Consider the following 18,335-nt stretch of genomic DNA (forward strand, 5'->3'; position numbering starts at 1 on the left):
CTGAAGGAGACGTTCTCAATGCCCCTATAAGGGTGATTGACCGCCACGCCTCTTTCGACATCCTTCCCACTGATGTATGTTTCCACCCAGTGCCTTTGAGAGCTGCCAGCGGGACGTGCCGAGGCCCCGAGTTTTTTTACGGCAGCGTCGAAGCTGTCGGCAGGCATCGCACCTAAATAGACCGACGTACTTTTTTGCCGGTGCTACCAGCACTCGCACGGTCGTGTGCGCACGCGCACGCGGCAAATCTTGCAACGATCAGGGAGGAAAGTTATGAAAACCCACTACACCATGACGTTGGCAATGCTCGCCGGTTTCGGACTTGGCGCGGTCGCGGTTCAGGGGCTTCACGCCCAGGCCAAGTCCCCCGTCTACCAAGTCGTTGAAATCGATTTCTTGGACCAGGAAGCGTATTTGAAGGACTACGTTCCAAAGGCTCAGGCTGCGATCAAAGCAGCTGGCGGCAAATTCCTTGCCGCCGGAGGCAAGACCACCACGATCGAAGGAGAACCGCCGAAATCGCGCGTTGTCATTCAACAGTGGGATAGCCTCGAAAAAGTCCAGGCTTACCGCGATTCAACGGCCTTCAAGGACCTCCTACCGCTCCGCAACAAGTTAGCGAAATTCCGCAGCTTCGTCGTCGAGGGCGTTCCACTATAGCCGATGGATTCTCGCAAGATCGAGGCCGCCTGAGTTGGCGGCCTCATCCCTATTCCGACGGTCGCGGTGAGCCCGTTCCGCCCGGGTCGATGACGTCCGCTCCGGGTCAAAACTGAGAAACACTCAGCACGAGCAAATGTCTTCCGCTCTTCTCCCAAGAACGGACATTGGCTTAGCACGCCCCAAAATATTGCGCAGATCAGATGATATGGAACATCGTTGGGGACGGATTGACAAGGCTTCTGCTCATTCCTATCAGTCACCAGTTCAGATGCTCTGTTTGCGCATCTAGGCTGCAGGCGCGGCGATGGAGTATTGATGTGGGGGACTACGTCATCCTGTGACTAGCCCACGGGCAACTTCGGTGACGGGCTCGGAGCGACATCGGCCTTGTACCCGGCGCGCAGCTGACAGCAGCCACACGTCGCTCCGGTCGAGCAAATATAGAAGCATGTTAATTGTCTCATCTGGATTCCGGCGTGGACCCGGCTGAGCGTGTTCAGCTAAAATTCGCTGAGCTTCTTGCACCGCATCGAGAACCAAATCCTGATCAGACACAAACGCAACTTCCGCAACAGAACCGGGATTCAAGCCGATGCCCCGGATTCAGCTAAAATGGCTCTGACCCGCTACATGCCATGGCTTTCAAAGACCTTTTTACAGGGCCTACTCAGCTTTGCTCGGTGCTGCTGCAGGCACCGTTGAACAGCCATATCATCACTCAGTTGTTTTCGGCAAAAGCGGGAAGCATCGCGCGAACAAGCTTGTTGCTCCTGTGGTGTTCCGAGATGGCCACCACCCTGTGCCGATGCAGAACATAAGCCCGCTGACAAAACCAAAACGACAAATGGCAATCGGGACATTCTGGTTCCACATCCCTCATTATCATCGGTTTGCGACCGATATCGCAACGTCGGGTCAAGCCCTGAGCGGTGAATTCGTTCCGGAGACACAACTGTGCGGTTTCGGAACAAACGGCTTTCCCTCCGCTTAACCTATGTGCATGCGAACCCGTCAAGCCGCCGGCGAGAGACGCAAGGGCGCTCGTGATAGCATTCCCGCCTAGCGCTAGGTGCGGCGATGGTGAAGGAAACCAAATTCTTCCGTAAGCAGGCCAAGAAAGCCGAGCGCATGGCGCGGGCAATATCTGACGTGGAAGCGGCGCAGAGCCTTTCCAACCTTGCTAAGGCGTATCGCAAGCAGGCCGACGTGTTAAAGGCCAATCGAAAATCATCCAACAAGCAACGCTGAACTGGGGGTACCGCACATCGGCTCCGCCCCTGCGTGACGGTGCTTGGCCCGTCCTGAAAGAGCCCGCCGACTGAGGCGGAGCCCCGGCGAGGGAGCCCGGACCCCTGACATCTACCGGAACAGCGCCTCCCTCGTAGCCGCTCGGTAAATGCTGGGCATAAAAAATCAGACACCGAAAAATGTTCCGGAGGCGAGCATTTCTTTAGGTCCGGGAACAAGCGGCCATGCCTTTGATTATTGGCCCGTGTCTCTGGCGCCCCCGGAGACACTACCTTGAACGGCCCCAGTCGTCTCGGCGCTGGGGCCTTGTTTGGTACTGGCCGAATTAGGCACTCGCAGTGCTTGGTGAGGTCGCGCGCCAGCGCGATGGCGTGTGGCGCGGTGGGATGAAACCGCCAATTAAGGCGGTCCGACTACCCTAGCGGCGGTATCGCGTCCAATCGCGAGCCGCAAAAAAGAAACCAGTAGTTCGGCAAGGCTGCACTGCTGATTGCGAGCCGGAAAGAGCATCTAAGAAGCGCCTCGTCGCCAGCTCGCCTCTAACCAACTTGCCTCGGATGTCAGGCCGAACCTCAATTGGAACAGAGAAACCAAGGGGCGCTTACCGCCTGGGAGACAAGCCGGAACCTCTGCCGAGACATCCTGTTAAAATAACAGCTATAAGTTGGAGCGGATCATGAGCTACGTTTTGAGCTTGATCGTGGCCGCGACTGTATTGGGCGCTACCCAAGCCGGTTCAGAAGAAGTTGGCCTTGGAGTTAGTGTTCGTTGGTAGACAACCGCGTCACGGTAGGGACAAGCCAAAACAGTTGTTACGATACGGAGTGGAACACGGCCGCGATCAAAGAAGGAGAATCGGAACCCCCAGAGATGATCGCAACTATCGAGAGAAATCGCGAAGACCGCGAGCGCCAGGTAGTCATCGATCGCTAACATCCAATTTCCCGCCTATAAAGGCCAAGGCACTACTTAGCACGAGCTAACAGGTTTCTAACGGACGACCGGTGCCACCTGCTGCCCCGAGCAGGTCGGACACCACGACCATTTAGAGCGCTAGCAATCTCGGCCAGGCTAAGTGCCCCGGCATTCCGGATCGCTTGGACTACGGGCATCAGGTTTGTGGCAAATTCATCCGCTACCTGCGCTTGGGCGATGCGTCCTAACGAGCCCGCAACAGAAAGGTTTGTCGGGTTGCCGAGCTTTGCGCCGTTCGCCTTCTTGGCCTGCAGTGCGGCTGTTGTTCGGTCGGCTATCAGCCGCCGTTCTTTTTCCGCCAGGGCCGCGTACAGGTGCAGCATGAAAGGATCTGCATCGCGACCGAGTTCAGCAACAATGAACGGCACCCTTTGGGCCATTAAGCCCGAGACAAACGCAACATCGCGTGAAAGCCGATCCAGCTTGGAGACGACGATGCTGCACTTTGCCTTCCTGGCTGCAGCCAAGGCAGCCGCAAGCTGCGGGCGCCTATCAAGAGCGTCAGCGCCCTTCCCGGTCTCGAACTCGGCAAACTCTTCAATGATGGTCAGCGACTCGGCCGCGACAAAGCGCTCAATCGCTGCCCTTTGCGCCTCAATCCCGAGCCCGGAGCGCTGCTGCTGTTGCGTGGAAACTCGAAGATATGCGACGGCGCGCCCCATACAAACGGCATACCACCGTATGCGGTTTGGTCGTAGGGCAATCCAGAGCAATGTAATTGCTCTTTTCATGTTGCAGCAGCGCAGACGAATGGCGTCATCTCCTACCGCTTTGCGACAAAGCGCGCACAGGCGGCCCAAGGCTCAAAGTTCTCTCTGATATTGTTAGGGCCAGGTGTCGTTCCGAACCGCGCCACGTGCCCTTCCTGGCCCGCAGGGCGGCGACAGGATGATGTCGCGGATGATTGGTTATGCTCGGCCGAAGCGCGCGATCCACTCGCCTACGGTTAGGCATTTCGCCGGCATGATCGCTATCGAGCGACGCAAATGCGAACTGCTGCGAACTGCAGCCGCTCGTGCGCTGTCGGAGGATCGCTGAGGCGGACAACATATGGCGCGGAGTCATTGCCTGATGCGCCGTGCCGCTACCTTTGGGTTGGGCATCCGGCGCTTGAGAAGTCGGGTCCGGCGTCGTACTCGATTCATCAACTTGAGATTTGAGATCAGCCGCTTTCTCAATCAGCACGGCGACGTGCTCAACTCCTTCACCGCCGTTATCTGCTACTGCGATAAAACCTCCTTCCTTCGCACTCGCACGTAACCGAAAATCTTCTTTTCCTTAAATTATCTTTTATTCTTGTACCGACTAATTGTACCAAAGCGCTTGGGTTTGTCATGTGGATTACACATTCGGAAACATACTTACGGACGTGACAAGTCGCATGACCAGATTGTCAGTTGGCTTTGATCACGAACGGATTAGACTCAGCGACGACTGGAAAGCCCATGTATTCAAAGAAACAATTCGCAGCGTTGGAGGCCATGTGCCGTGAGCGGGCTGCGCTTGCCAGAAAGGAAATGGAATACTCGCTGATGGAATACTGGCGTGCAGAAGCAGCGGAATGGAAACAACTCAGGGAATCTTTTGAACCATTCTTAGGAAAAATTGCGAACCGCTCTAGTGACCTAGCGCGATCGAACAACGGCTAAGGCGAATGATACGCGATGGAAGACGATTGCGGCCGTGCGGATCATGTCCATCAGCTCCTCGTCGGATAGCTCGCTGAGGTCCTTCCTCGCAATAGCTCCGGAGTGCCGCAGTTCCATTGGCGTCTCCCGCCACTTCGCGCGAGTCTTGAGCCAGAAGATTTGTGCCGTCGCGTTGCCATTTTTGGCCGCGTTGAAGAGAAAGCCCGCCACTTGGGCATTGGCCTTGGTCTCCCCCAGATCGAGTTCCTCCGGTAGTGCTAGGCAGCGTTTTCGGATCTATCCCAACGACCCCGAGGCATCGGCTTCCGGGATGCCATAGGCCGCCAAGGCTTCGACTTGGCGACGTTGCGAGGGATCCCGGTCGGTGGGCCCGCCGCCCCATCAGCTGGCGCTTTCGACTTGCCGTTCGGCTGCCACTTCCGCAAACGATCTGCCGGCTCCTTCAAGCGTGGCATTCTCGCCCGTAAAGGCCTGCCACCGAAGCACCGCGACGTCCACATAGGCCGGGTCAATTTCGATTGCGAAGCAGGCGCGCCCTGTCATCTCGGCCGCGACTATGGTGGTGCCGGATCCGCTGAATGGTTCGTACACGGCTTGCCCCGGTGACGAGTTGTTCTCGATCGGCCGGCGCATACACTCGACGGGCTTCTGAGTCCCGTGGCCGTGCCCGTCGTCCTCGCGGGCGTTGATGGTCCAAAGTGTTGATTGCTTGCGGTCCCCGCTCCAATTCGCCCCGGCCGTCCCGCGCACGGCGTACCAGCATGGTTCATGCTGCCAATGATAGTGGCCTCTGCTGAGCGCGAAACGGTCCTTGGCCCAGATGATTTGAGAGCGCATCTCGAAGCCGGAGGCCTCCAGTGATTGCTGGACCACGCTCGTGTGCCGACCAGCATGCCAGACATATGCGACAGAGCCGGGGAACAGTGCCCACGCCTCCCGCCAATCGGCGCGATCGTCGTTCGCTACCTTGCCGAGCTTGCGGGCATTGAGGTTTACGCCGGCCCGCTTCCGCCAGGCCGGATCATAGTTCACGCCATAGGGCGGATCGGTAATCATCAACTGCGGCTTGACCCCGGCCAGCAGCCGCTCGGTAGCTTCCGCGGACGTGCTGTCACCGCAAAGGAGGCGATGCGTGCCAAGGACCCAAAGATCGCCAGCTCGGGCGACAGGCTCACTCGGCAGGTCCGGCACAACGTCTGGATCGGTCAGCCCTTCTGTAAATCGCGCGGCTAGTGCTTCTCGTTCGCTTTCAGTGAAGCCGATCGGGTCAAGGTCGAACCCAAGACTTCAAGCTCCCCAAGCTCAAGCCCTAGCAGTTCCTCGTCCCAGCCACCGTTCAGGGTGAGCTTGTTATCCGCGATGGGCATAGGCCCGCTTTTGCGCGTCCGTCCAACCGGAAGCTATCATTACCGGGACGTCGGTGATGCGCAGTTTGCGTGCTGCCAACACCCGGCCATGACCCGCGAAATTGTGCCGTCTTCGGTCACGAGCACTGGATTGGTCCAGCCCCACTCGCGGATAGACGATGCAATCTGGCTGACTTGTGCGTCACTATGGGTGCGCGCGTTACGGGCAAACGGGATCAGCCGCTCCGTCGGCCAGCGCTCAACGTGATCCGCCGGCCAGGTTACCTTCCCTGCAGACTTGGCTGCTACCAGGGTCTCGCTCTGCTGTGTGGATTGATCGAAGTCAGACCGCATCGGCATCGTCATCCTTGTCGCCCTGCCATCTTACAATGACGCGCCTGATTTCCGTGATGTCGGAGGGTCCATCCTGGAATTGTCCCGCCTGCTCTGCCAATCGAAACAAGATTGCGACATTGCGAGGGTCGCCCTTCAAGGCGCCGACGACGACGCTGCGCACAACCGCTTCAGCTTTGGTTATCTTTTTTACTTCTGTTCCGTCTCTGAGCGAGATCTCCTCGTCCAGGACCTTGTTGAAGAGCGTCTTGCTTGCTCTGCGTCGTCATCGATATCGGTCATTGACATCTGCATCGATTCCCGGCGGCAAGCGCGAAGCGCGCGTGCAACCGCACGATTCTACGCGATAGCGACTCGGGTCGGTATACGAAGTCCTTTCCGCTGGCAGAGCCGTCTACTCCTCATTCCTGAACCTATGCGTCTGGAACAAGGACAACGGCGGCATGGGATCGCTCTATCGATCAAAACACGAGTTGGTTTTGCTTTTCAAAGCCGGCACGAAGTCTCACACCAACAACGTTGAACTCGGGCGACACGGTCGAAACCGCACCAATGTTTGGGAATATGCCGGCGTGAACACATTCCGCACCGGCCGCCTCGACGAACTCTCCATGCACCCAACCGTCAAGCCAGTTGCCTTGATCGCCGACGCTATCAAGGATGCCTCCAAACGCTCAAATATTGTACTTGACCCGTTTTGCGGCAGCGGCAGCACACTGATTGCAGCGGAGAAGACCGGTCGCCGAGGGCATGCTATGGAAATCGACCCTCTGTATGTCGACGTCGCTGTGCGACGCTGGCAGCGCTACAGCGGAAAGCCGGCGCGCCTCGACGGGTCCGGTGCAACCTTTGAGGACATCACCGAGCAGCGGAGCGTCGGCATGCCCAATCAAAACATTACAGATGCCGGTCTGAAACAGAATGGCTAACGAAGAGCGGAAAGATATCCAAACACGCTTCAGGAAGGGCAAGTCCGGGAACCCAAAAGGTCGTCCCAAGGGAAGGAAGAATAACACCGGCCTGCTCAGGGACGCCTTTTTCAAAACCGTCAGGATCAAGGATGCAGGTGGGGTCCGCCGTGTCCCCAAGCTTTTCGCTGCCGCTGAAGTCTGTCTAAACAACGCACTAAAGGGAGATTTACGATCGTTTATGAAAGCGATGGAGATCGCGGAAAGGTTCAAGCTGCTGGAGCCAGCGTCCATTCAGCAAGAAATAGCCCTTATCAGACGGATTATCGTAGATCCGAAAGACCCCGAGGCACCCAGAAAGAGATAACGACGACAACGCTCACGCAAGAGACCTATTCATTCACGTCAGGATATTGCGATGTCCGCCCCTACTCTCTTAGCCAAAGACTTAATCGGCCGGCTGTTCATAACAAGCGCAACAAGCGCACGCGCGGGTCGCCAACGGTGGTGGCCTCGATCCAAGCAACCGTCAGAAGCGTCGCGGGACCTACTCGAAATAATAGACTAGTCCTGCATGTGCCTGAGCTCGTCGACAAGCACCCGAATATTCTCGCTGTAGTCGATTGGAACGGTGACCAGGTGCAACCCGCCGGCGGAAAATGCCTCCTCCAGCGCCGGCGCTAACCCCGACGCCGTCGTGACCCGCCGCCCTCGGGCGCCGTAGGCGGCGGCGTACGCGACGAAGTCAGGATTGTCGAAGGTTAGGCCCCAGTCCGCAAAGCCATCGACCGCCTGTTTCCACCGGATCATGCCATAGGCTTGGTCCTCGATGATCAGAACCACAAGATTGAGATTCATCCGCCGCGCCGTTTCAAGCTCCTGGCTGTTCATCATGAACCCACCGTCGCCTGCCACGACCAGCACGCGGCGCTTGGGATAAAGCAGAGCCGCCATCATCCCGGAAGGCAAACCGGCTCCCATCGTCGCCAGCGCATTGTCCAGAAGAAGCGCGTTTGCAACATCCGTGCGGTAATTGCGAGCAAACCAGATCTTGTACATCCCGTTGTCGAGCGCCACGATTCCCTCGGGCGGCATGACTTGCCGGACGTCGTGCACGATGCGTTGCGGAGTCAAGGGGAAGCGATCCTCTTCCGCTCGATCGGTTATGTGATCCAGGATATCCTTGCGTAAAACGACCCAGTCCGAGTTCGTCTTCAGCTTGCCTTCCAACTGGTCGGCGAGCAGGTCGAGGCCTTTAGCTATGTCGCCAACGACTTCGGCCTGAGGAAAATACACCTCTTCGACGGTCGCCGACACGAACCCAATGTGAATGACCTGATGTCGGCCCCGCGCCATGAGGAACGGCGGCTTCTCAATCGTGTCGTGCCCGATCGTCACGATGATGTCCGCGCGATCGATCGCCTGGTGGACGTAATCGCGTTCGCTCAAGGCCGCGGTGCCAAGATAGAAGTCCGACGCACCCCCGACAGCCCCCTTCCCCATCTGCGTATTGAAGAAGGGGATGCGGAGGCGACGAACGAAATCGGCAAGTGCCGGAGCAAGTTGAGGGCGACTTGCGCCAGCGCCGAACATGAGCAGCGGATACTTGGCGGCTAAGATCAAGTCGGATGCGCGCTTGAGGCTTCCGGCGATGGAATCGGAAGCTCCGCCACATGGGCCGGCACCATTGGGACGTCGCCCGCCTCCTCTGCAGCTACGTCTTCCGGCAACTCGAGATGAACCGGGCCAGGACGCTCTTCGGCCGCGATGCGAAATGCGTTCCGGACGAGAGTCGGAATACTCGATGCGCTGACGATCTGTTGTGACTGTTTCGTGAGCGGGCGCATAGCGGCGACCACATCGACAATCTGGAAATGGGCCTGTCGGCTATGTCGAATCGCCTTCTGACCGGTGATCAGCACCATCGGCATGCCACCAAGAAACCCGTAAGCGGCGCCCGTGACGAGATCAAGCGCTCCCGGACCAAGTGTGCTGAGCGCTACCCCTGGTCTTCCGGTGAGCCGCCCATATGTTGCTGCCATGAAAGCCGCCGGCTGCTCATGACGGGTTACGACCAGCTCAATGGAGGACTGCCGAAGACTTTCGACGACATCGAGGTTCTCCTCGCCGGGCACCCCGAAAATACGATCAACGCCCTCGTTCTCCAGGGCAGCAACGAGAAGATCTGATCCCTTCATTTTCGATCCCTGCTGTACATCCAAGAGCCCGAAGAGTTCCGTCTGATCGAGACGGATATGAGAATATGCATCATCGATTGCGTCACGCTACCATGCCGGAAATCCTAGCAGATCGCGACGTCGCAAAGTCTGCCGCTTCACGGCTTCGACAATACCATCGAGTATATCCGAAAAATCCCGAATCTTGCCGCCTTCATCGACCGCCGGATCACCGGAGGGCGATGAGGGGTCGCGCAACGGCGCGGGCTGAGATAGCCTGCGAGGATGCATTTTTTGCACATACTGCAATTATTGGCGCTATTGACGTTGGCCAATGGCACGCCGATCGTCGCAAAGAAGATATTTGGCCCGCGTTTTGCTCGCCCGCTGGATGGCGGAATCATTTTTTTTGATGGGCGGCCGTTGTTTGGTCACTCGAAAACCATTCGCGGCATCACGGCTTCGATCCTCATCACGACGGCAAGCGCCCCGCTTATCGGTCTAGATTTGACGATCGGCGCTATCGTGGCAGGCGCGGCAATGGTGGGGGACTTGTTCTCCAGTTTCGTGAAGCGCCGCCTAAACTTTCCGCCGAGCAGCCAGGCGCTCTGCCTCGATCAGGTGCCCGAATCCCTATTTCCGATGCTGGCATGCCGCGATCCACTTTCCTTGACGATCGCAGACATAGCGCTTGGCGTCGGGATCTTTTTTATCGGCGAGCTAATTCTGTCCCGCCTTCTATACCAGGTCCACGTGCGCGATGAACCATATTAGCTCGCCGTCAGCCGCGCCGAAGGCAATGCAGGGTGATTTCCGGCGGACAGTTGAGGCGCACAGGAACGACGCTCGATCCCGCACCTACAGAGGTGTAGCCGCTCATGTTGTGATACTGCCAAGCTCCCGCCCCCATACGTCGAGGCAATACTGAATCAAGTATGATAGGAATAGATCCTGGCAGACAGATCTGCCCACCGTGCGTATGTCCGCTCAGCAACAGATTAAAATCGGCATGAGCCGCCTGGCGATAGATTTCCGGTGTGTGCGACAATAGGATGGAGAACTCGCCATGCGGTATCTGCAACGCAGCCTTTTCGATGTTATCGACCCTAAAGTGGTGCGCGTCATCGATACCGGCTAGATAGATCTGCTGATCACCGCGCACGATCACCGCGCACTCGTTGAGTAGCATCCGTATTCCCATCGCTTCCAGCCCCGGAACCAATTGGATTGTATCGTGGTCGCCAAGCACCGCATAAACGGGCTCCTTTAGATGAGCTCGCACTCGTGCGACGCCCTCCAAGGTTGCCGCGAACGGTCCAAAAGTCTTCCCTCGATAGTCGCCGGTTAGAACACATAGATCGTAACGCATGTCGCCGACGAGTTCGATCAGGTGCTGCATGGCAGCTTCATTCATATCCACATGCATGTCGCTAAGGTGGAGTATCGTGAAGCCGTCAAAAAGCGGCGGCAACTCCTTGAACATAACGTCGTTGCGCTTGACGAAAATGCGTCCTGTATTTCGGCGTCCGCGCCAGTAGAGACCGGTCAGCTTCAGTGCCTTTCGAATGACAGAATGGACCGGATACCAGTTCTTTATGTGAAAGGAGATGAAGCCTTGGCCGAAGATTTGCGCCTCGTGATCCGCCTCGATGTCCAATCGCTGTTTCGCGTGGAGCGGTCCGAGACGTTCCGCTAGTTTGCGCAAGATATCTTCGTCCATGGAATACCTTCTTCCGAAATCGGCTCGACGTTCCCTGGGGACATCCGGTTCTGACAGGCACTATAGAGTATTCCGGCCATTCCCGATTCAACCCATCTCGCATTTCTCATTCGGGTTTGCTCGAAGCGTTAGATTTGCGTCTCACTCTCTGCCGGCGCGGGGCCGCTGGCCGACATCGCGACGTTAGCCGAATAAACGGAGTCACCGAAGTCACGGGCTGGCTCTAACGTGTATTTTCTTGTGAGCGGCGCCCTGGCCGATCTAATCTTGCTGACGCTCTTTTTCAAAAGGAGGGGTGGGCGTGGCGAGGGTTGACACCCGCGAGGTCTAAATGGACTTGTTCGGTTGACGGTCCCTGAAGGGATTCAGCGCTGCGGCGATGCACCTTTTGCCTATACGCAATTGCTCCCGGTCAGCCGCGCCGAAGGCAATGCAGGGTAATTTCCGGCGGACAGTTCAGGCGCACAGGAACGACGCTCGATCCTGCACCTACAGAGGTGTAGCCGCTCATGTTTTGATACTGCCAAGCTCCCGCCCCCATTCGTCGTGGTAACACTGCCTCCAGCTTAATCGGAATAGATCCGGGCAGACAGATCTGACCACCATGTGTATGTCCGCTTAGCATCAGATTGAAATTAGCATGCGCAGCCTGGCGATACACTTCCGGTGTATGCGACAACAATATAGAAAACTCACTATCGGGGATCTGCAACGCCGCTTTTTCGATATTGTCGACCCTAAAGAAGTGCGCGTCATCGATGCCGGCGAGAAAGATGCGCTGATCACTGCGTGCGATCATTTCACATTCGTTGAGCAGCATTCGTATGCCCATGGCTTCCATCGCCGGAACCATTTGAATTGTATCGTGGTTGCCGAGCACACCATAGATCGGCTGCTTTAGATGAGCTCGCACTTTTGCCACGCCCTCCATAGCCGCCTCGAACGGTCCAAAAGTCTTTCCTCGATAATCGCCGGTTAGAACACACAGATCATATTGTAGACCGCCGACAAGTTGGATCAGGTTCTGCATGGCAGCCTCATTCATGTCCACATGCAGGTCGCTGATGTGCAGAATGGTGTAATGGTCAAAAAGCGACGGTAACGCGGCAAACCTCACGTCGTTTCGCCTAACAACAATCCGTTCTGCATTTCGGCGAGCACGCCAATAGAGGCCTGTTAGCTTCAGCGCATTTCGAATGATTGCCGGCGCCAAATACAAGTTCTCTAAATGAAAGAAGGTAAGCCCTTGGCCGAAGACTTGTGCTTCATGGTCCGTCTCGATCCCCAATCGCTGCCTTGCGTGGAGCGGCCCGAGACGTTCCTCCAGTTTGCGTAAGATATCCTTGTCCACGGAATAACTTCCTCTGAAATCGGCTCGATCTTCCATGGAAACATCAGGCTGTGCTAGACACTACAAAGTATTCCCTTCGGGCAAACAGTTTATTTTACCGGACAACATAGCTGATTTGCACACCAGGAACTCCCTGTGTGTACCGAAAATTCGAGTCGGCGTAGATGCAGCAAGCGGACGGCGTAAGCTCGCATCCTGATGACCAATCTGTTCAAGCTGATTCTCGGTATCCTGGCTTCGCGCTTCAAGGAGAGCAACGCTGGAAGCGGAAAACCTGGTTCTGCGGCAACAGGTCAATGTGCTTCGCCGGCGAACGGCGAAGCGACCGCACCTCAACAATACGGATCGTTTTCTATTTGTTTGGCTCTATCGCTGGTTTGGGTTCGCTCGGGTGCAGGGATCGGAGCGCGGTGTGGCTGGATCGGGCGCCGGCGGACATCAATAACATTGCGGGAGCGGCGACCAGGAGGTAGCAGGCGGCTCCGATCCTGAGCGTCGTATCGATACTGAAGGCAATGCTGGTGGCAACGGCGACGCTTGCGGCGAGCACGCCTGCAGCACCGTTGATGCCCCAGAACCATGGCGTCGGGCCCGCGCTGATTGCAGAGACCAGTCGCATGCCGGTGGGAAATCCAAAGCCCATCAGGACGCCTGCCGGCGCCAGGACAAGAACACAGAGGCCGGCGCGAACGAGAAGGCCCGCTCCGTCAAGGTCGAGCAAGAGCGGAGGCAGCCAGAACGGCAACGCAAACAAGTAAGCGGCACTCGCCACGCTCCAGGCTAGGAGCTTGCCTGTTCCGGCAAGGCGCATGCGCTCGGATGCCAGGCTGCCGAAGCCTGCCCAGAGGATCAGGCTGAACAGAACGACACTCAACGCGTAGACGGGATGACCAAGGAAGACGCTCATTCGCTGCAGCAGAGCGATCTCGACCATCATGAACCCGCTCCCGATCAGGACGAAATAAACGGTGCCGCCCACGGCCAGCTGCCAGCCGGCTTCTCTGACCGTCGGCTGCAGCGGGACGATGATCGTAGCGGCGACCAGCGCGACCGAAATCAGAACGAGCATGGCAAGGGTCAGCGTCGCGACGAGGTTGCCCGCGAACACGCCAGTGTGAGTGAAGTGCGAGAACACGTCCGCGTCAAACAGCGTGGCGAACCACAACTGGTTGAAGAAGAAAGGGCGCGCATCGGTCGGCGGCGTGAGGTCGAGATAGAAGCCGGCTGTCGCCCGGTCGAGCATGCGACGGTCCGTAGCACTGACGATCTTCTCGAGCACGGCGGATGGCGCGGACGTGTCCGGGCTTAACAGCACCGTGAATTCATTGGCTTTGGCGGCGTCCTCGAGCGCCCTGAGTGCCGCCAGCGAGAGCGGCGACTTCGTCACAATCAGTGTCGCTACCTTCCCGGCTGCGGCGAGGAACAGGTGGCGCCTGGGCTTGGCGGCGCCGCTTGCAAGAAGTGTCGCGACGGCAAGGCTGACCAATCGCCCGGTCTCGTTCACTTCGCCGGGCGCGTACCAGCGGCTCACCGTGAACAGGCCACTTGGGTTAAGCCGATCGAGAAAGCGTTGCCAGGCCTCGACTGTGTAAAGACCGTTTTCTGTGAGCGTGAAGGCGCCGGCGCCGGTCGCCGCCCAGGTATCGATCAGGCTCATCTGGATGACATCGAAGGAGCGCGGTGTGCGTGCAAACCAGCTGCGCGCCTCGTCGACCTCGAACTTCACCCCATCCAATGTGGCAATCGCCGTATAGCCGGAAAAGTGGCGCTCCAGGACGTCGATGATGATCGGATTGATCTCGACGCCCGTCACGTCGCTCAGGCCGAAGAGGCGTTGCGACAGGACGTCCCGACCGCCGCCCACGCCGATCACGGCACCCGTTTTCAGGTCCGGAATGGCATAGGCAAGGTTGGTCACGTCATAGCGCAGGAACCCCAAGTTCGCGAGGATTCCATCGAAGCGGTACAGGGCGGTACCGGCGCCGCCGTCGATATTCAGCGCTCGCTGCTCAATGGTCGAGTGCGGCAAGCGCGGCGAGGCGCCGAACATCGCCGGCGATACGGTTTCGCTCCGACTGACGGTGATGCGGGAAAACGAATTCCAGCGATCGTACGCAAGATCGGCCGGCCTTTCCACGTGATCCTTGATGATCGTCGGTCGAACGCCATAGATCGTGAGCGTGTTGGCAATCGCAAAGAGTAGGCAGCCTGTGACAATGCTTCGGCGGTAGCGAAAGAGCTTGGACCCGAGCGAGGTGGCTTCGGGCAGGGTGCCGAGTCCGGAGCCGGCGAAGCCGAGTGCCGCGAGCCCGATGAGCGCACCGACCCACAACACCGCTGATGGCCCGCTCATCACATTCAGGAGCACGAGGACACCGATACACCCAGCGGCCGCACCGATCAGATCCGCTCCGTAGACATTTCCGATGGCATAGGGACTACGCGTCAGGGCAAGGCTCACGACAACGCCCGAAAAGAAAAATGGAACGGCAAGACAGAGCGCGAATTCTGCCCAAGCCACCAGCGAGGTGAGCGACGGCGAAGCACCTGTCACCAACGTCAATTGCACGAGCATGGCAAGATCGGTCGTTAAGGCGAAGGCCAGCGCCGCCACGGCCAGGTCGTAGGACAGTTGCTCCGGTCTGAACCTCTCCCTGCGCAAATAGACAAAAACCGCGCCAGCGGTCAGACCGAACATGGCAATACTGATGACGAAGAAGGCCAGGTGGTACCATGAGATAACGGAAATGATTCTGGTCTCGATGATCTGCAGCATCAGTGTCGCTGCCGTCACCAAGCCAAGAGCCACATAGAACCGGACTCTTCGGCCGGTTTCGTCCCGCGATTTCGCTTTCGGTAGATGCACGCGCCCTCCCCGCCGATATGCGGCTGCCGAGCTGGGCCCCAGGTTGATCTGGGTTAGCAATCTTTCCGTACGGCCTTGCGATGGCCCACAATAAACGTCGCCCCTCACCCCACAACAAATGTTAGCCAAGATAGAACGCACGGGCATTCAGCGCGGCAATTGTAGCAAAAGTGCGCCCGAACATCTCAGGTTCAGCGCGCGCAGCGAACGCGGCCCCAAGTTGCCGTGATGGCCCGACTCGATCCAGACAGGATCGGCCCCGCTCGCTTCCGGCGCTGATCAAAACTCAAGCGCACGAGGCCGCGGCCCGGCGCCCCTTTTGAGCCTTGCAAATGCGCTAGATCGGCGGGGGTCACACGAGTACCGCCTCGAAACGCTTAATTCGCTGGAGGAGATCACGACCACGACGATCGACGTTAGAAGGCCGCTCTAATCTATCAGCGAACAGGCAGTCTGCGAGCGGTGCAGCTCTTGCTCGGCCACACCAAGATCGAAAGCACGGTCAGATATCTGGGCATCGAAGTGGACGATGCCTTGGAAACAGCGGAACAAGTTGATGTCTGAAAGCCAAACCCAGAAGTGTCGACCGCACTCGATGACTTCGTTGGCGCGGTCCAGCAGAAGCGGCACCGTCAGAACCAGCGTTCTGGCTGTCTTGCGATTGATGACCGGCTAAATTCTGGTCGTTGGTCGATTGGCAGGTCAACGGATTTCGCGCCCTCACCGGCGCCTTCGTGTTCGAGCTCAGACCGACGGAGTGGTGCGAAACTTGCCGATCGCCGAGCGCGGCGCCTCATCCCTTCATGCTTCGGCGTGCTAAGGCTCCGGCGTTGGAGCAGCACGATCGAACGTCAGAACCAGTCTCACGGCGGGCCATCCCCCGTGAATGACCCCAAAGGCAAAGCATTTGGTGGTAGTATGTAGATAGGGAACGGGGAAACCGGCCCCAATGGCCTCAGATCAGACCAAACGCAAGCTCGCCGCTATTCTCGCCGCCGATATTGCCGGCTATAGCCGGCTGATGGGTGCGGACGAAGAGGGCACGCTCGCCCACCTCAAGCTGCTTCGCCGCGAGCTGATCGATCCAAAGAACAAGCAACATCGCGGCCGCATCGTGAAAACGACCGGTGATGGAATTCTAATTGAGTTTCCAAGCGTGGTGGATGCAGTACGCTGCGCGATCGAGGTTCAGCAAGGCATGGTCGAACGCAATGCCGACGTGCCGCAGGAGAAACGAATTGAGTTTCGCGTCGGGGTCAACCTTGGGGACGTGATGATCGAAGGCCGCGACCTATATGGCGATGGCGTGAACATCGCGGCGCGACTTGAGGCGCTCGCCGAACCCGGCGGCATATGTATCTCACGTACAGTCCTCAGTCACGCGCGCGATAAGGTGTCTTTCGACGTCGAGGACGCGGGCGAGCAAACGCTGAAGAATATCGCCCGGCCTGTCCACGTTTACCGCATCATCATCGATCCAAGCCAGCGGCCCGCGACGCGCAAACGTGAGGTTCCGGCGCTCGCGTTGCCCGACAAACCGTCCGTCGCCGTGCTGCCATTCACCAATATGAGCGGCGACCCCGAGCAAGAGTTCGTCTCCGACGGGATCGCCGAGGATGTCATCACGGCGCTATCGCACTATCCCTCGCTGTTCGTCATCGCCCGGAACTCGTCCTTCACCTACAAAGGTCGAGCGGTCGATGTGAAACAGGTCGGACGCGAGCTCGGCGTGCGCTATGTGCTCGAAGGTAGCGTGCGCAAGGCCGTCAATCGGATCCGCGTCACTGCACAGTTGATAGAGGCGGGAACCAGCAACCATGTGTGGGCCGAACGCTACGACCGCGATCTCGCCGATATTTTCGCTATGCAGGACGAGCTCACCGAAGCGCTGACGACCGCCCTGGCCCCCGCCATTGCAGACGCCGAGCTGCGACGCGCCATGCGCAAGCCACCGGAGAGCCTCGATGCCTGGGCCGCCTATCAGCGCGGTCTGTGGTATCTGAGCAAAGCGACCCCAGACGACGATCCGACGGCAGAGAGATTTTTTAAGCAGGCAATCGATCTCGACCCGACCTTCGCCGGCGGCTACAGCGCGCTCGCCTTGTATCAGCTGCAAGCCGCCGCGATCTACCAGAAGCTGGATCTGCCAAGCGCGCAACGCTCGGCCGAGGCCTTGGCGCGCCGGGCGGTAGCGCTCGATGGCGCCGATGCTGAAGCCCGTTCATCCCTCGGCTGGGCCTTGCAAGCGCGCGGCGAGGCTGACGGGGCGTTGGCCGAGATCGAGCGAGCTCTCTCAATGAGTCCGAATCTGGCCATCGCGCATGGGCACCGAGGTGCGACGCTGATCTTCGCGGGACGGCCAAGGGAAGGGCTCACGGCTCTCGAAACATGTATCAGGCTCGATCCCCGCGATCCGTATCTGGCAGTACGTTTGTTGCACGTTGCGTGCGGTCGGTATTTTTGCAGGGAATACGAGGCTTCGATCGAAGCAGCGAAACGACTGATCCGGTCGTTTCCCGATTTTCCGATGATCTACCGCTGGCCCGCGGCGGCGCTGGGTCAGCTTGGGCGCACGGCGGAAGCGAAGGAAGCATTGGAGAAGGCCGTCTCGCGCGCACCGGCGGCATTCGACATGTATGTCCGCAAGAGAGCTCCGTGGTTTCGGCCGGAAGACCACGCTCATCTGGTCGAGGGTTTGCGCAAGGCCGGCTGGAAGGGTTAAGGCTGCGTTGAAGTCCGTCGCCGCCGCCCGATCCGGACAGCCTGTGATTAAAGGCGAATGTCCGACATGGGTGGCGGGCTCAATTGGTCAGCGCAACACTCTAATCTTTTAGCAAAGATGGAGTGTGGGCATGAAACAGCGACGTCGCATTTATTACTCGACCGCTCAGCGGTCTGAGATCTGGGATCGCTGGCAGGCCGGCGAGCCGATGAGTTCGATCGGACGCCGATTTGACCGGGAGTCCTCGTCGGTCTTCTCTGTGATCTCGCCAACCGGTGGCATACGTCCTCCGGATCGGCACCGTGCCAAACAGGCGCTCGGCCTTTCTGAACGAGAGGAAATCTCTCGATGGCTCA

13 protein-coding genes and 3 pseudogenes are annotated in these 18,335 nt (G+C 58.3%); 8 read left to right on the forward strand and 8 right to left on the reverse strand.

What is annotated here, in order from left to right; translation table 11 throughout:
* Window positions 1–273: 273 nt before the first annotated feature.
* On the forward strand, window positions 274–660 hold the full coding sequence (locus tag N554_RS0128165; RefSeq protein ID WP_029586533.1) for a DUF1330 domain-containing protein: 387 nt from the start codon (window positions 274–276) through the stop codon (window positions 658–660).
* Window positions 661–1,289: 629 nt separating this feature from the next.
* On the opposite strand, the gene N554_RS42375 is transcribed toward N554_RS0128165, so the two are convergent.
* Window positions 1,290–1,523 (reverse strand): hypothetical protein, encoded by a 234-nt coding sequence (locus N554_RS42375; RefSeq protein ID WP_081851448.1) that lies wholly within the window; start codon window positions 1,521–1,523, stop codon window positions 1,290–1,292.
* Between the two features lie 217 nt (window positions 1,524–1,740).
* Here N554_RS42375 and N554_RS41220 point away from each other — a divergent pair, with 217 nt between their 5' ends.
* Window positions 1,741–1,911 (forward strand): hypothetical protein, encoded by a 171-nt coding sequence (locus tag N554_RS41220; RefSeq protein ID WP_197033781.1) that lies wholly within the window; start codon window positions 1,741–1,743, stop codon window positions 1,909–1,911.
* 965 nt (window positions 1,912–2,876) lie between these two features.
* On the opposite strand, the gene N554_RS0128175 is transcribed toward N554_RS41220, so the two are convergent.
* On the reverse strand, window positions 2,877–3,548 hold the full coding sequence (locus N554_RS0128175; RefSeq protein ID WP_029586534.1) for a recombinase family protein: 672 nt from the start codon (window positions 3,546–3,548) through the stop codon (window positions 2,877–2,879).
* Window positions 3,549–4,331: 783 nt separating this feature from the next.
* Between N554_RS0128175 and N554_RS40445 the strand changes: the two genes are divergently transcribed.
* Window positions 4,332–4,535 carry a hypothetical protein gene (locus N554_RS40445; protein WP_156042157.1) on the forward strand — a complete coding sequence of 68 codons (204 nt, stop codon included), beginning with the start codon at window positions 4,332–4,334 and terminating at the stop codon, window positions 4,533–4,535.
* Window positions 4,536–4,916: 381 nt separating this feature from the next.
* Here N554_RS40445 and N554_RS42380 read toward each other — a convergent pair whose 3' ends face one another.
* Window positions 4,917–5,726, reverse strand: a complete 810-nt coding sequence (locus tag N554_RS42380; protein WP_245283733.1) for a DNA-methyltransferase — start codon at window positions 5,724–5,726, stop codon at window positions 4,917–4,919.
* Window positions 5,727–6,224: 498 nt separating this feature from the next.
* Window positions 6,225–6,488, reverse strand: a pseudogene (locus N554_RS40450) (DUF5681 domain-containing protein); the annotation flags it as partial.
* A 154-nt stretch (window positions 6,489–6,642) separates the two neighbouring features.
* Between N554_RS40450 and N554_RS0128200 the strand changes: the two are divergent.
* Both N554_RS0128200 and N554_RS36535 read left to right on the forward strand, forming a co-directional pair.
* The gene (locus N554_RS0128200) at window positions 6,643–7,164 is read left to right on the forward strand and encodes a DNA-methyltransferase (protein WP_256378765.1); all 522 of its coding nucleotides are present in this window, start codon (window positions 6,643–6,645) and stop codon (window positions 7,162–7,164) included.
* The gene (locus tag N554_RS36535) at window positions 7,157–7,510 is read left to right on the forward strand and encodes a DUF5681 domain-containing protein (RefSeq protein ID WP_029586537.1); all 354 of its coding nucleotides are present in this window, start codon (window positions 7,157–7,159) and stop codon (window positions 7,508–7,510) included. The genes N554_RS0128200 and N554_RS36535 overlap by 8 nt, the downstream gene beginning before the upstream one ends.
* A gap of 197 nt (window positions 7,511–7,707) precedes the next feature.
* Here the strand turns inward: N554_RS36535 and N554_RS36540 are convergent.
* Window positions 7,708–9,341, reverse strand: a pseudogene (locus N554_RS36540) (acetolactate synthase large subunit).
* Window positions 9,342–9,605: 264 nt separating this feature from the next.
* Here N554_RS36540 and N554_RS0128220 point away from each other — a divergent pair.
* Window positions 9,606–10,094 carry a CDP-archaeol synthase gene (locus tag N554_RS0128220; RefSeq protein ID WP_029586538.1) on the forward strand — a complete coding sequence of 163 codons (489 nt, stop codon included), beginning with the start codon at window positions 9,606–9,608 and terminating at the stop codon, window positions 10,092–10,094.
* Window positions 10,095–10,101: 7 nt separating this feature from the next.
* Here N554_RS0128220 and N554_RS0128225 read toward each other — a convergent pair whose 3' ends face one another.
* From N554_RS0128225 to N554_RS0128235, 3 genes are all read right to left on the reverse strand, one after another.
* Window positions 10,102–11,040, reverse strand: coding sequence for a metallophosphoesterase (locus tag N554_RS0128225; RefSeq protein WP_029586539.1), 939 nt, complete (start codon window positions 11,038–11,040; stop codon window positions 10,102–10,104).
* 412 nt (window positions 11,041–11,452) lie between these two features.
* On the reverse strand, window positions 11,453–12,391 hold the full coding sequence (locus tag N554_RS0128230) for a metallophosphoesterase (RefSeq protein ID WP_029586540.1): 939 nt from the start codon (window positions 12,389–12,391) through the stop codon (window positions 11,453–11,455).
* A gap of 352 nt (window positions 12,392–12,743) precedes the next feature.
* The gene (locus N554_RS0128235) at window positions 12,744–15,167 is read right to left on the reverse strand and encodes a polyamine aminopropyltransferase (RefSeq protein WP_156042159.1); all 2,424 of its coding nucleotides are present in this window, start codon (window positions 15,165–15,167) and stop codon (window positions 12,744–12,746) included.
* Between the two features lie 1,039 nt (window positions 15,168–16,206).
* On the opposite strand from N554_RS0128235, the gene N554_RS0128245 reads away from it, so the two are divergent.
* Both N554_RS0128245 and N554_RS41545 read left to right on the forward strand, forming a co-directional pair.
* Window positions 16,207–17,979: an adenylate/guanylate cyclase domain-containing protein gene (locus tag N554_RS0128245; protein ID WP_029586543.1), complete on the forward strand. Its 1,773-nt coding sequence runs from the start codon at window positions 16,207–16,209 to the stop codon at window positions 17,977–17,979.
* A 130-nt stretch (window positions 17,980–18,109) separates the two neighbouring features.
* Window positions 18,110–18,335, forward strand: a pseudogene (locus N554_RS41545) (IS30 family transposase); the annotation flags it as partial.

Source organism: Bradyrhizobium sp. URHD0069 (assembly GCF_000701345.1).
Taxonomy (GTDB): domain Bacteria; phylum Pseudomonadota; class Alphaproteobacteria; order Rhizobiales; family Xanthobacteraceae; genus Bradyrhizobium.

What these genes read in the sequence shown, in the direction of transcription:
- N554_RS40445 (WP_156042157.1), top strand. Translation starts at nt 4,332, where the DNA reads ATGTATTCAAAGAAACAATTCGCAGCGTTGGAGGCCATGTGCCGTGAG.
- N554_RS0128225 (WP_029586539.1), bottom strand. Translation starts at nt 11,040, where the DNA reads ATGGACGAAGATATCTTGCGCAAACTAGCGGAACGTCTCGGACCGCTC.
- N554_RS0128175 (WP_029586534.1), bottom strand. Translation starts at nt 3,548, where the DNA reads ATGGGGCGCGCCGTCGCATATCTTCGAGTTTCCACGCAACAGCAGCAG.
- N554_RS41220 (WP_197033781.1), top strand. Translation starts at nt 1,741, where the DNA reads ATGGTGAAGGAAACCAAATTCTTCCGTAAGCAGGCCAAGAAAGCCGAG.
- N554_RS0128165 (WP_029586533.1), top strand. Translation starts at nt 274, where the DNA reads ATGAAAACCCACTACACCATGACGTTGGCAATGCTCGCCGGTTTCGGA.
- N554_RS36535 (WP_029586537.1), top strand. Translation starts at nt 7,157, where the DNA reads ATGGCTAACGAAGAGCGGAAAGATATCCAAACACGCTTCAGGAAGGGC.
- N554_RS42375 (WP_081851448.1), bottom strand. Translation starts at nt 1,523, where the DNA reads ATGTCCCGATTGCCATTTGTCGTTTTGGTTTTGTCAGCGGGCTTATGT.
- N554_RS0128245 (WP_029586543.1), top strand. Translation starts at nt 16,207, where the DNA reads ATGGCCTCAGATCAGACCAAACGCAAGCTCGCCGCTATTCTCGCCGCC.
- N554_RS0128220 (WP_029586538.1), top strand. Translation starts at nt 9,606, where the DNA reads ATGCATTTTTTGCACATACTGCAATTATTGGCGCTATTGACGTTGGCC.
- N554_RS0128235 (WP_156042159.1), bottom strand. Translation starts at nt 15,167, where the DNA reads ATGCTGCAGATCATCGAGACCAGAATCATTTCCGTTATCTCATGGTAC.